Genomic DNA, 13,018 nt, shown 5'->3' on the forward strand with positions numbered 1-13,018 from the left:
CAACGAAGCCTGTGACGGCTCAGTATGCCGCGTTCCACGCTCAGGTTGCGATCACTTGCCGCGATTGAGTCGCTGCAAACTGCCGATCACCGACTCCAGCGCCCGGTCGAACAGCAAGGTGTCGTCCAGCTCACGCACAGCGCCGCGCTGAAACTCCAGGGCCAGGCCGACCCGGGTGCGCTCCAGCACCTTCATGCCGGTGCGGTTGACGAAGATGTACTTGTCGCCGGGTTGAACGATGGCCGCCAGCTTGCAGCGCACGCTGTTGTCCTCGTCCTCGAGGAACTCGACCCAGGCCCCCAGCCGCAGCTGTTCGACCCGCAGCAACCCGGGATCGTTGGGCGCCAGCGCCAGGGGGGCGGCCTCCAGCGGGCCCTCCTCGGCACAGGGCAGAGTGATTTCCTCCTCGACCGCGACCATCGCCGGCTGCTCGTCCGCCACGCCCGGCTGCTGCGGCTCGACGCTCTGGCCTATGTGCTCGAACAGTTGCAGGTGCAGGGCTTCCAACTGGCTGAAGAACTCGCTGGTGGCGAACGGATCGAACGCGGCGCTGTTCAAGCCGTCGCGCAGCGCCTTGAGCAGGTCGGGCACCAGCGCCAGCAACTGCATGGCGGCATCCGGGTCGGTGTGGCGCTGCACGCTCCAGATCAGTTGCTCCATGGTCTGCAGGCCCTGGCGCCATTCGCTGGAGTGCTCGCCATGCTTGAGACAGGTCAGCAGCAAGACCTTGCTCCAGGCCTGTTGCACGAACTCGACGACTGTCAGGGGCAGGACCTTGCCCAGCAACCCCTCGTTCAACGCCTGCTCGACGCGACGCCGCGCCAGCTCGGCCTTGGCCCGCCCCTCTTCGGCGTCACGGGTGCGCTGCTCCAGCAGCTCGCTGCGGCGGCGCTCGTCGCTGGTGAAAGCGAGAAACTCGGCGAGCAGCTCGGAAAAGATCGCCGGGTCGTCGACGAAGTCGCTCAACAGCCGCTGCACCACCTGCTCGATGCGCAGGTACAGGCTGTCGCGCTGATAATCGTCACAGCTGCCCCAGCCCATGGCCGCGGCGGCGATTTCGTTGAGCAGGCGGCGGGCGGGATGGCTGCTGCGGCTGAAGAAGCTCTTGTCCAGCACCGCGACCTTGAGCATGGGGATCTGCAAGCGGCCAATCAGGGTCTTCAAGGATTCCGGCAGGTTGCGATCGGCCAGGATGAACTCGAAGAGCATGGCCACCAGGTTGATCACATCCTCGTCGGCCACCCCGACCACCCGTGACTTGCCGCTTTTCACGCTGACCCGGGTCAGCAACTGTTCCAAGTGGTTGCGCAGGTCGAAATCGTCCTGGGTGCCTGCCGGCACGTAGTGCTGCAGGTGCGACAGCAGGCGCAGCAGGTCGCGGGTGGAAATCGGCTGGGTTTCGGCGCTCGCCTCCAGGGTCGGCACCACGCTGCCGCGGACATGCAGCAGCAGCTCCTGCAAGGCGGCGAACACTTCCTGAACGCTTTCGTCCATCTGCGCCACGCCGGGCTCGGGCGTGGCCTGGATACTCGCGGCCGCCTGGTCGAGGGCCCGGCGCGCCGGCGCCGGCTTGAGTTCCGGCAATACGCCGGTGGCGGCCAGCAGCTGGTTGGCTTCGGCGTACAGCTGGTCGGCCTCGCTGAGTACATAACGCTCGAACAGCTTGAGAATGATCAGCTTGACCTTGATCTCCACCCCCAGGTTGCGCCCGGATTCAAGGAAGTATTCACAGAGCATGGCCGGGCCCAGGGGGTTGCTGCGGTCATCCAGGCGCTTGCCCAGCAGCACGTTCAGGCGCGCGGTGAGTTGGCCAAGGGCAAAGCCGTCACGGTTGCCCGCCTTGGCGACCATCGCCTCGAGGGCCAGGGTACGCTCCAGGTCGTCACGGCAGGTATCGGCGGGTGGAACATAGGCGACGGCCTGGGCGATCGCCGGCGCGGGGTCGTACTGGACCAGGCCGACAAAGGCCTCGAAGAGTTTTTCCAGGAAGCCGCGCTCGATGCTTTTGCGTTTCAGGCGCAGGTCGCGCATGGCTTCGAAAAAGGTGTTCTGGTCGACATTGTTCTGGGCCCGGTCGGCCATCTCGAACAAGGTGTCGTCGGCGTTATCGAACAGTTCCTGCAGGCCATGGCGCAGTTGTTGGGCGGCCTTGTCACGGACCTGAAGCAGAATCACAGGCAGGCGGGCGAGCGGCGAAGCGTTCGCCTGATCCGTAGCCGCCTTGTGCAAAGGCACTACATTCCCGTCGTTGTGCATCCAAGCCTCCTGAAAGGGTTTTCTCTGCCGCGCGATGAAAGGTCGGCCGACGCTCACAGTCGAGTCCCAGCGGGCATCGATACGCGCCGCTGCATTTCAAATATCGGGGAGCCAAACAAACGTCAAAGCTATGACGTCAATTAGAAGTCGGATTATCTGGCAAAAGCCCCTTCTTGTGCCAGCAGACTCTGCGCGGGCTTTGAAATAGCGTTCATATAGCGACCGCCCTTTCTCGCAAACGGCTCATGCCAGGCGACCAAATGCAGCTACGGGAGGGTGCTTGCCTTGGGTTCGCTTGCGCCATGGCCCTATAATCGGGCCACTTTGTTTGTGGAGCCCGTTATGCCGAATCTACGCCTCGCCGACCTGACCGCCGAAATCGAAGCCAACGTGCGCCGTGCGTTGCTGGAAGACATCGGCAGCGGCGATATCACCGCGCAACTGATCCCGGCCGAACGCCTGGCCAAAGCCACCATCATCACCCGCGAAGCGGCGATCATCAGTGGCACGGCCTGGGTCGACGCGGTGTTCCGCCAGCTCGACCCGCGGGTCGCCGTGCATTGGCAGGTGCATGACGGCGAGCGTGTCAGCCCCAACCAGGTGCTGTTCCACCTCGAAGGTCCGGCCCGTTCGCTGCTCAGCGGCGAACGCTGCGCCCTGAACTTCCTGCAGTTGCTGTCCGGCGTGGCCACCCGCGCGCAGTACTACGCCGACTTCGTCGCCGATACCCAGGTCAAGTTGCTGGATACCCGCAAGACCCTGCCAGGCCTGCGCCTGGCGCAGAAGTACGCGGTGACCTGCGGTGGCTGCCACAACCACCGCATCGGCCTGTACGACGCCTTCCTGATCAAGGAAAACCATATTGCCGCGTGCGGCGGCATCGCCCAGGCAATCAGCGCCGCCCACAAGATCGCCCCGGGCAAGCCGGTGGAAGTCGAAGTGGAAAGCCTGGAAGAACTCAAGGAAGCCCTGGCGGCGGGCGCGGACATCATCATGCTCGACGAGTTGAGCCTGGACGACATGCGCGAGGCGGTTCGCCTGAATGCCGGCAAGGCCAAGCTGGAAGCCAGCGGCGGGATCAATGAAAGCACCTTGCGCCCGATCGCCGAGACCGGCGTCGATTACATTTCGATCGGGGCGATGACCAAGGATGTGAAGGCGGTCGACCTGTCGATGCGCTTGAGCCTCTGAATTCCTGAAGCTTTGCGCGGCACCCCAAAGAAAAACGCCAGCCCCTGAAAGGCTGGCGTTTTTGCATCAGTCGTCGATTTCGTTGAGTTCCAGGTAGTCCTGAAGGTCCATGCCCAGGGCCTCGGCCACTTCCTGATGGACCTCCAGGCGCATGGCCTTGAGCTCCTCGGGCGACTCGGCCACCAACTCCAGCACAAGTTCCCACGGCTCGATGCCGCGCGACTCCGCTTCGTCCTCGAACGCCCATTGGGCCTGCTGCTTCTGCTCTTGCGGGCTCAGGTCGCTGATTTCTTCCTGCAAGGAAGGCGTGGCAGCCAGGTACTTTTCAAGGGCTACGTCAATTCTGGCTTCTTTAGGAATCATCTTGTTCTCTCTGATCATGGGAATGGAAGATGGATCTGGATCGTTGGGATCTCTTTGCCGCAAAAAAACGCTGTGAAAGCCGATTTATCTGGCCGTGAACCATTCGGGATCATCTGAAAGCCATTCAGACAGGCTGCGAATATAGGGCCTTTGTCTGCGGATGCCTACGAATCCTTGCAGCGCACCGACAAAAAACCTGTCCGTTCGCTCAAGGCACTTTCATGAAAAATACGTTGTTACATTCCTCTCCCCGAGCCGCCTTCTTGCCCCTGGAACAAGCAGGCAAGAACGCAGTCATAGCGATGTGCCATATCGGCACTTCACAAGGAAACCCAGTGATGTTCAGCCGCACTCAGCGTTCGTCCGCCTTCCTCGCCACCAGTCTCTCCACCCTGATCCTCAGCAGCCTGTCACTCCCCACCCAGGCCGTCGAATTCAACTCCAGCAGCGCCTCGTACTCGGACAGGATCTCGGCCCTGCACCAGGAAGTGGACCTCAAGTTCACCGTGCGCCCCAGCGGCTTCACCGTGGACGACCTGCAAAAGCTGCAGGACGGCCTCAAGAGCAGCACCGCCGAGCTGGAAAAACTCAAGGACCTCGTCAACAGCCAGGCCCGCCTGATCGAAGAGCTCAAGCGCAACACTGGCAGCAGCTCCAGCTCCAATGCCAGTGAGGTGAGCAACCTCAAGAAAACCACCGGCGAGCAAGCCAACCAGCTGAAAAAACTGGAAACCCAGCTTGAAGAATTCAAGCGCAACAGCGGCTCCAGCTCCAGTTCGAGCGCCAGTGAAGTGAACAACCTCAAGCGCGTTACCAGCGACCAGGCCAGCGAACTGGACAAGCTCGGCAAACAGATCGAGGAGCTCAAGCGCGGCAGCAGTTCAAGCTCCAGCTCGAACTCCAGCGAGCTGAGCAGCCTCAAGAGTACGGTCGGTAGCCAGACCAGTGAGTTGGACAAACTCGGTAAGCAGATCGAGGAACTCAAGCGCGGCAACAACTCAAGCTCCAGTTCGAGCTCCAGCGAACTGAGCAACCTCAAGAGTACGCTCGGTAGCCAAGCCAGTGAACTGGACAAGCTCGGCAAGCAGATCGAGGAGCTCAAGCGTGGCAGCAGCTCAAGCTCCAGTTCGAGCTCCAGCGACCTGTCCAGCCTCAAGAGCACGGTCAGCAGTCAGGCCAGCACCCTGGATAAGCTGACGAGTCAGATCGACGACCTCAAGCGCGGCAGCAGCTCAAGCTCCAGTTCGAGCTCCAGCGACCTGTCCAGCCTCAAGAGCACGGTCAGCAGTCAAGCCGGCACCCTGGACAAGCTGGAAAGACAGATCGATGACCTCAAGCGTGGCAGCAGCTCTAGCTCCAGTTCGAGCTCCAGCGAGCTGTCCAGCCTCAAGAGCGAGGTCAGCAATCAGAGCCAGAACCTGGACCAGCTCAAACGCAGCCTCGAGGACCTGAGAAGCAAGGTGAAGTGATTCAAGGCCGGTAAAAACGACAAAGCCCGCTCGATGCGGGCTTTGTCGTTCGTGCGATTTGAGATCGCCAATTGTCGACTATGGACACTCGATACAGGCTCAGAGATACACAAGAGAAACAGAGAAACCACAACCCTGTGTACTTTCGCCTTCGTTCATGACCTACCAAAACTCTCCTGTCCCTACATTTCCTATTCGTCTGTATCAAGCTCCCTACTGGCCGGCTAACCCTGCCTACATAACCGACAAAAGGAACACACGATGCACAAGGGTATCCTCGCGAGAACATTGTACGGTACCGCCCTCCTCTGCATCGTCATTGCCTACTAGGTATTGCGCCCAGCTATCTGGACGTCCTGACATTGAGCTATTTCGAATGTAGAATCCGGCCGCGTCCATTGCGTCGGTAGCGACTCAAGCCCGTCACGGCTCGAGACGCGTCCCTTTACACAGAATTGAAGGATCGAACATGAAAGTTTATGCAATCGTTGGTGCTGGCGGCTTTGGGCGTGAGGTAGCACCTCTAGCACAAGAAATGATTAGCATGCGTAATGAAGAAGAGTTTCAGATAATTTTCGTTGACGATAACCAGACAGAAAAAAACATCAACGGAATTAACCTCGTGGATACCGCCAGCTTCTTGAACATGGATGGCGAAAAGTTCTTCAACATCACAATCGCCAACAGCAAGATTAGACAGAAAATTGCTGAGCAATTTATCGCCTCAGGCATAAAACCCTTCTCTATATCTGCAACAAACTCAGTAAAACTGAGCCATAACATCATAGGGGAAGGCGGGATATTTTGCCCATTCACGACGGTTACAGCCAACGCCAAGATAGGCAAGTTTTTTCACGCAAACATCTATTCGTACGTAGCACATGATTGCGTGATTGGTGATTACGTGACGTTCGCACCCAATGTTCAATGCAATGGTAGCGTGGTCATTGAAGACCACGCTTATATTGGGACTGGCGCAATGATTCGCCAAGGAACACCAGACAGGCCGATAGTTATCGGCGAAGGCGCAGTGGTTGGGATGGGATCCGTTGTAACAAAAAGCGTCGCCCCCTATACAACAGTGTTCGGCAATCCAGCGAAGCCTCTAAACAAAATTTCCAAATAAGGACTCCTTGCAGCATGAAAGAAATTAAAGTTGCGGTCATTGGGTCTGGGACGATGGGAAAAGGAATCGTCCAGATTCTGGCCCAGTCCAATATCATCCATTCGTTGGTATGGCTTGGCCGCTCCGAATCCGGCTGCTGCTCCGCGCTTGATGATCTGAACTCCCAATGGGAAAGGATGATCAATAAAAAGAGGCTTTTGCGTGAAGACGCCCAAAGTTACTCTGCCAAGATATCCGTTGCCGGCAGCTTCGAAGAAATTTCAAACTGCGACCTGGTTCTTGAAGCCATCACCGAGGACATGACGGCCAAACACGAAGTATTCCGAGAGATTGCCAAGCATGCCAATGCTCAGTCGGTGATCGCGACGAATACATCGTCGCTCTCCATTACCGAACTTGCGAGCATTACTAAAAACCCCGAGAACGTCGTCGGCCTGCACTTTTTCAACCCTGCACCAGTGATGAAACTGGTCGAGGTCATTGTCGGTCTATCTACTTCCAATGAAACCGCCACCTGGGCATTTAACTTCGCAAAAGAATTAAGCAAAGAGCCAGTATTGGTTAATGAAGCCCCTGGCTTTATCGTTAACCGAATGCTCATACCGATGATCAATGAAGCTATTGGCATATTGGCGGAAGGTGTGGCTAGCCCCGAGGAAATCGATAAAGCCATGAAGCTTGGTGCCAACCACCCTATTGGCCCACTGGCTCTTGCAGACCTAATTGGCAACGATGTAAACCTGTCGATCATGGAAACGCTTCACAACGAAACGGGCGACCCGAAATATCGAGCCCATCCATTATTAAGGAAAATGGTCAGAGCCAATCGACTTGGACGAAAAACAGGCATTGGGTTCTACAACTATTAGTTGATACTCCGACTTTCTTGGATCGAAGGCCACTTCACACCAAGAAGTTCGGGACACCTGATCCTGGCTTGTACGCTCCAACTCACCCAGTCACTTTCCATATGCACCTGACAGACGGCCTTGCAATTTAGTCCTAGGCCGCTGTCGATCATGGAACAGTGCGACTCAGGAATCACGTTACCAATTGTCAGAGCTGAAACCTCACTAATTAGCGGTATGAGGTCATGGTTCAAATTAGAAAACTAATTGCCTGAATCATCTGGACCTGCCCGATAAGAATGACAAAGCCCGCTCGATGCGGGCTTTGTTGTGCATGAAGGATCGAGTCAGATCCGCTCCCCAGGTCTTACGCCCCCCCCAAAGCCACCTCACACCCGTGGCAGATGCTTGCTCACGCAATGAATGCCGCCGCCACCCGCGGCGATCGGGTCGATATTGACCTGCTCCACCACTAGCCCCGGATAAAGCCTGGTCAGCAGGTCCTTGCAGTATTTGTCCGCCGCCGCATCACCAAACTGTGGGGCAATCACCGCGCCGTTGATCGGCAGGAAGTTGATATAGCCCGGCGCGAAATCCGGGTTGTCGCGGGTGTACTGGTTGCTGCGCATCTTGGTCGGCGGCGGCAGGGTGTGGACCACCAGCTTGCGGCCATCGGCGTCGGTGGCGGCATTGAGGATTTCCAGGTGCTTGCGCGTCACGGCGTAGTCATAGGACTCGGGGTCGTCGTCCAGATTGGCGATCACCACGCCGGGCTTGACGAAACGCGCATAAAAATCGACGTGGGCATCGGTGATGTCCTTGTCCTTGATACCCGGCAACCAGATGATCTTGCGCAGGCCGAGGTTGGCCTTCAGTTCGGCTTCGATCTGCGCCTTGCCCAGCCCCGGGTTGCGGTTGTCGTTGATCCAGCAGCTCTCGGTGATGATCGCGGTGCCATGCCCGTCCACCTCGACGCCACCACCCTCGCCCACCAGCGCGCTACGGATGTAGTCGGCCTCCATCTCCTCGCTCAGGGCGTCGGCCACGCGGGTGTCGTTGGCCGAGGCCTGCTTGTCGCCCCAGCCGTTGAAGTTGAAATCCACCAGGCCCAGGCCGCCCGCGCCGTCGACCACGAAGCAGCCGCCGTAGTCGCGCACCCAGACGTCGTCCAGCGACAGGGTCAGGAAGTCGATATTGCTGGTGCCACACTTGCTCTTGGCCAATGACAGCTGGTTGGCGCGGCACAGCACGGTCACCGGCTGGTACTTGGCGATGGTCCTGGCCAGCAGGGCGATGGTGTCGTTCACCGCGCCCGCCCAGTCCTCCCAGACCCGGGACGACGCGCCGAAGGCTAGGATCACCCGCTCCTGCGGGCCGTGCTCGTCGGGCATGTACCAGTTGCCGGCCGGGGCGGCGAAAATGCGTGGGGCGCCGAAGCCGAGGCCAAGGGAGGCGGCGGCACCGACTCCGCTGGCGGCCATCAGCTGCTTGATGAAGTCACGGCGTGTAGACATGAGGTGTTCTCTGTTGAGTGAATCTCGAAGGGCGTGGCCATCCGGCTGCCGGGTACCCGCCCCGCTCTGGTAGCTGGCAGCTTCAGTCGTGAAGGCTGGTCTTGAAGGTGGTCCAGGCGCGCATTCGCGCCCGCATGTCGCGCTGCGCAATGTCCTTGCCGGGGATCAGCCGCCCGTAGGTGGCCTCGTCCACATAGATATCCGGATTATTGCGCATGTCGGCCGCCACCATCGGCCTGGCCTTGGCGCTGGCGGTCGGATAGCCGGTGGCGTTGCTGATCGCCGCCATGTTTTCCGGGCGCATGATGAAGTTGATCAGCGCATAGGCGTATTCCGGGTGGCGGGCATCGGCCGGGATGGCCATGGTGTCCATCCATACCGTGGTGCCCTCCCGCGGAATGCGGTACTCAAAGCGCGTCCCCTTGCCGGCCTCGTCGGCGGAACGCTGGGCCTGGGTCATGTCGCCGCTATAGCCGAGGGACAGGCAGATATCGCCGTTGACCAACTGGGTCACCGGCTGCGACTGGAACTTGCGAATGTAGGGCTTGATGCCCTTGAGCAGCGCCACCGCCTCGGCCAGTTCGTCCGGCTTGCTGCTGCGCGGGTCGTGGCCAAGATAGTTGAGCACCACAGCCAGCACTTCGTCGGGCGAGTCGATCATGGAGATGCCGCAGTCGGCGAACTTCGCCGCGATCTCGGGCTTGAAGATCATATCCAGGCTGTTCACCGGCGCATTATTCAGACGCTTGTCGATCATCGCCTGGTTCCAGGTCAGGCCGATGGTGCCCCAGGTGTAGGGTACGGTGGCATGCCGCGAGTGCGGATAACGGGCCTGCAACGTGCGCAGGCCGGGCTCGATGTCATCCAAGTGCTCGAGCTTGCCCTGGTCGAGCTTCTGCAGGGCACCGGCACGCATCAGGCGTTCGGCCACGGTGTCGCCGGGGAAGATCAGGTCATAACCACTGTGGCCGGACATCATCTTGGCTTCCAGCGTCTCGCTGCTGTCCATCACGTCGTAGATGACCTGGATGCCGGTCTCGCGAGTAAAGGATGCAAGGGTCTGCGGGGCGAAGTAGTCCGCCCAGTTGTACAGGCGTAGGACCTTGTCCTCGGCCTGGACGGTGAACTGCATACAGCCCAGGCCAAGGCCCAACACGAGCACCGACAGTTTCTTGATGAGATTCATCTTCAGGCCCCCTGGCGCTGCCAGTGTTGGTGGGTTTGTCGACCGTCCAGCCCCAGCAGCGGGCCGTACATTTCCGGGCGGCGATCCCGGTAGATGCCCCAGCTCAGGCGCTCGTCGGCCATGGCGCCGAGGTCCAGCCTCTGCACCAGCACGCCCCTGGTGTCACGGTCGGCCTCGGCCAGCAGCTTGCCCTTGTGATCGGTGATAAAGGACGAGCCGTAGAAACCCATCCTCAGCTGCGGATCGGTGGTCGCCACCTCTTGCCCGATACGGTTGGCCGCTATCACCGGCAGGATGTTGGCGGCCCCGTGGCCACGCTGGGTCAGTTGCCAGTGGTCGCGCGAGTCCAGCCCGGCGGCGCCCGGCTCGGAGCCGATGGCGGTGGGATAGAGCAGCACCTCGGCGCCCATCAAGGCCAGGCAGCGGGCGGTCTCGGGGAACCACTGGTCCCAGCAGATGCCCACGCCTATGCGGCCGAAAGCTGTGTCCCAGACACGGAAGCCGGTATCGCCGGGGCTGAAGTATTCCTTCTCCTGGTAGCCGATGGCGTTGGGGATGTGGGTCTTGCGGTAGACGCCAAGCAGGCGGCCGTCGGCATCGGCCACCGCCAGCGAGTTGAAGAAGGCGTTGCCGGCGCGCTCGAACCAGCTCAACGGCAGCACCACGCCCAGTTCCCGGGCAAGATCGGCGAAGCGCTTGAGCACGGTGCTTTTGCCATACTCCTGCGCCAGGGCCAGGTGCTTATGGTCCTGCTCGATGCAGAAGTACGGGGTGGCGAACAGCTCCTGCAGGAGGATCAATTGCGCGCCCTTGGCGGCGGCTTCCCGCACCAGTTGCTCGGCCTGGTCGAGGTTGTCCTCCAGGTTCCAGCTGCAGGCGAACTGGGTGGTAGCGACGGTCAGATGAGTCATGACATTACCCCTTCAGCGGCCAGGCCGGTTGTTGTTGAGTGATGCAGTGCACGCCACCGCCGCCGTGGGCCAGCTGGTTGATCCGCACCGGCACCACCTCACGCCCGGGGAACGCCAGGCGCAGGGTCGCCGCCGCCTCGTCATCGGCGCCGATACCGTAGGCCGGCATGATGATCGCGCCATTGGCGATGTAGAAATTGGTGTAGGAGGCGCAGAACACCTCGGCCTCCTGGTCCACGGCGTCGCTGGCTTCGAAGAGTTCGAGCATTTCGAAGCGACGCCCCTGGGCATCGGTGGCCAGTTCCAGGGCACGGCGGTTCTCGCGCACGACTTCGGCGTACACCGAAGATGAATCCCGGGTCGCATCCACCAGCAGCGCACCGGGACGGGCGAAGGCGCAGACGCCGTCGATGTGACCATCGGTCATGTCGCCGGTCACGTAGTCGGGGTCGCCAGGCAGCCAGATGGTTTTCTTCACGCCCAGCAGACGCGCGAAGATCTCCTCCATTTCGGCCTTGCTCATGCCGGGGTTGCGGTTGCCGTTGAGCAGTACCGATTCGGTGGTGATCAGGGTGCCCTGCCCGTCCACATGGATGGCGCCGCCTTCGTTGGTCAGCGCTGTGTCGAAGCATTGCAGGCCGAGGCTGTCGAGGATGCGCCGCGCCAGGCTTTGGTCCAGGTCGCAGGCGGACTTGCCGCCCCAGGCGTTGAAACGCCAGTTGACCCCGGCCGTGCCCAGGCGCGGATGGCAGACGAAACTCGGACCGGAGTCGCGGCACCAGCTGTCGTTGATTGCCAGCTCGACCAGTTCGATATTCGCTCCACACAACTCACGGGCCCGCGCCACCGCACAGGGATCAACCACCATCTTCACCGGTTCGAAACGGGCGATGGCGTTGGCCACACGGGCGAAGTCGACCTGCACATCGGCCAGGGTCACGCCCCAGCTGTTTTCCCACAGGGCCTGGTTATGGGGAAAAGCCATCCAGGTGGCGGCGTGCTGTACCCATTCGGCGGGCATGAGCCAGCCGTTCTGCGCATCGTTGAATTGCATACAAGTGCCTTCAGTTAAGATTTTGTTATCACTGAAAACCGCGACCGCGGTGATGGCTTGTATGCTAGGCCTGTAAAAACGACCGAACAAACGATAGATTTTGTCGAATTCTGATTAGCTAGGCTTATCGATCATGCTTAAACACTGGCCACCCCTGAATGCCCTGCGCGGCTTCGAAGCCGCCGCCCGCCTGGGCAGCTTCCACAAGGCCGCCGAAGAGCTGCACCTCACCCAGTCGGCCATCAGCCAGCAGATTCGCAGCCTGGAAAGCTTCCTCGAACAGCCGCTGTTCTTCCGTAACGGCCGCAGCGTGGCGCTGACCGATGCCGGCTTCGACCTGCTCAGCACCACCCAGTCGCTGCTGCAGCAACTGGCCGTGGGCATCCGCCGCCTGGACCAGTACCGCAAACCCAACCAGCTGGTGGTCAACACCACCCCGGCCTTCGCCCGCCACTGGCTGGTACCGCGCCTGGCGGACTTTCATCGGCTTCATCCGCAGGTTGATCTCTGGCTGCTGACCACCGACGAAACACCCGATATGGCCACCCAGACCATCGACATCGCCGTGCGTGACGATCTCAGCGCCCAGGCCGAATGCAGCTTTCGCGTACTGCTGGAAGACCGCCTGTACCCGGCCTGCCATCCCGCCTTGCTGGAGCAGGCAGCGGACGCGCGCACCACCCTGCACGGCGAGCGTGAGATGGACTGGAGCCATTGGCAGGTACAGGGCGGCGCCGATGTAGGCCAGCACAGCCAGGGTCTGAACTTCTCCGACCCCGGCCTGCTGCTGGATGCCGCCAGCCAGGGCCTGGGGATAGCCCTGGTCAGCCAACTGCTGGCCGGCCGCGTGCGAAATCAGGGGCTGCTGGTGCCGCTGGTGGAGCAGAGGGTACGCGGCCCGAACTGGAGTTGGCTGGTGCACCGCGATAGCGAAGGCGACGCCCTTACCCGCAGTTTCTGCGACTGGCTGGTTGGGGCGCTTGAGGAGGAATGAACAGGGTCTTGGGGCCACGATATCCGTGAATGCCCCCCTAGAAACGACAAAACCCGCGCCGTGCGGGATTTCCAGGTGTCTGACAGACCTTCATGGATGGTTTGAC

At 60.5% G+C, this 13,018-nt stretch carries 11 protein-coding genes; 5 read left to right on the forward strand and 6 right to left on the reverse strand.

Features of this window, described 5'->3' with window-relative positions; translation table 11 throughout:
• Positions 1-51: 51 nt before the first annotated feature.
• Entirely contained in the window at positions 52-2,256 is a 2,205-nt protein-coding gene (locus J4D52_RS05135) for a DUF1631 domain-containing protein (protein WP_102676261.1), read from the reverse strand.
• Positions 2,257-2,598: 342 nt separating this feature from the next.
• Between J4D52_RS05135 and nadC the strand changes: the two genes are divergently transcribed.
• Positions 2,599-3,447, forward strand: a complete 849-nt coding sequence (gene nadC, locus J4D52_RS05140) for a carboxylating nicotinate-nucleotide diphosphorylase (protein WP_097305641.1) — start codon at positions 2,599-2,601, stop codon at positions 3,445-3,447.
• Between the two features lie 66 nt (positions 3,448-3,513).
• Here nadC and J4D52_RS05145 read toward each other — a convergent pair whose 3' ends face one another.
• Positions 3,514-3,810, reverse strand: a complete 297-nt coding sequence (locus J4D52_RS05145) for a DUF6388 family protein (protein ID WP_025810064.1) — start codon at positions 3,808-3,810, stop codon at positions 3,514-3,516.
• Positions 3,811-4,148: 338 nt separating this feature from the next.
• On the opposite strand from J4D52_RS05145, the gene J4D52_RS05150 reads away from it, so the two are divergent.
• The 3 genes from J4D52_RS05150 (at position 4,149) to J4D52_RS05160 (ending at position 7,274) form a co-directional block, all read left to right on the forward strand.
• Positions 4,149-5,279, forward strand: a complete 1,131-nt coding sequence (locus tag J4D52_RS05150; protein ID WP_256581456.1) for a hypothetical protein — start codon at positions 4,149-4,151, stop codon at positions 5,277-5,279.
• Between the two features lie 469 nt (positions 5,280-5,748).
• Positions 5,749-6,405, forward strand: a complete 657-nt coding sequence (locus tag J4D52_RS05155; protein ID WP_097305643.1) for an acetyltransferase — start codon at positions 5,749-5,751, stop codon at positions 6,403-6,405.
• Between the two features lie 14 nt (positions 6,406-6,419).
• Entirely contained in the window at positions 6,420-7,274 is an 855-nt protein-coding gene (locus tag J4D52_RS05160) for a 3-hydroxyacyl-CoA dehydrogenase family protein (RefSeq protein ID WP_197678039.1), read from the forward strand.
• A gap of 368 nt (positions 7,275-7,642) precedes the next feature.
• Here J4D52_RS05160 and J4D52_RS05165 read toward each other — a convergent pair whose 3' ends face one another.
• From J4D52_RS05165 to J4D52_RS05180, 4 genes are all read right to left on the reverse strand, one after another.
• Positions 7,643-8,767: an agmatine/peptidylarginine deiminase gene (locus tag J4D52_RS05165; RefSeq protein WP_102676260.1), complete on the reverse strand. Its 1,125-nt coding sequence runs from the start codon at positions 8,765-8,767 to the stop codon at positions 7,643-7,645.
• A gap of 82 nt (positions 8,768-8,849) precedes the next feature.
• Positions 8,850-9,953 carry an extracellular solute-binding protein gene (locus tag J4D52_RS05170; protein ID WP_102676259.1) on the reverse strand — a complete coding sequence of 368 codons (1,104 nt, stop codon included), beginning with the start codon at positions 9,951-9,953 and terminating at the stop codon, positions 8,850-8,852.
• A gap of 2 nt (positions 9,954-9,955) precedes the next feature.
• Complete coding sequence (gene aguB, locus J4D52_RS05175) at positions 9,956-10,864, reverse strand: N-carbamoylputrescine amidase (protein ID WP_102676258.1); 909 nt, start codon at positions 10,862-10,864, stop codon at positions 9,956-9,958.
• 4 nt (positions 10,865-10,868) lie between these two features.
• Entirely contained in the window at positions 10,869-11,918 is a 1,050-nt protein-coding gene (locus tag J4D52_RS05180) for an agmatine/peptidylarginine deiminase (RefSeq protein ID WP_102676257.1), read from the reverse strand.
• A 133-nt stretch (positions 11,919-12,051) separates the two neighbouring features.
• On the opposite strand from J4D52_RS05180, the gene J4D52_RS05185 reads away from it, so the two are divergent.
• The gene (locus J4D52_RS05185; protein WP_063428312.1) at positions 12,052-12,912 is read left to right on the forward strand and encodes a LysR substrate-binding domain-containing protein; all 861 of its coding nucleotides are present in this window, start codon (positions 12,052-12,054) and stop codon (positions 12,910-12,912) included.
• Positions 12,913-13,018: the final 106 nt, after the last annotated feature.

It is taken from the genome of Pseudomonas sp. GW460-12-10-14-TSB1 (genome assembly GCF_017349775.1).
GTDB lineage: Bacteria > Pseudomonadota > Gammaproteobacteria > Pseudomonadales > Pseudomonadaceae > Aquipseudomonas > Aquipseudomonas piscium.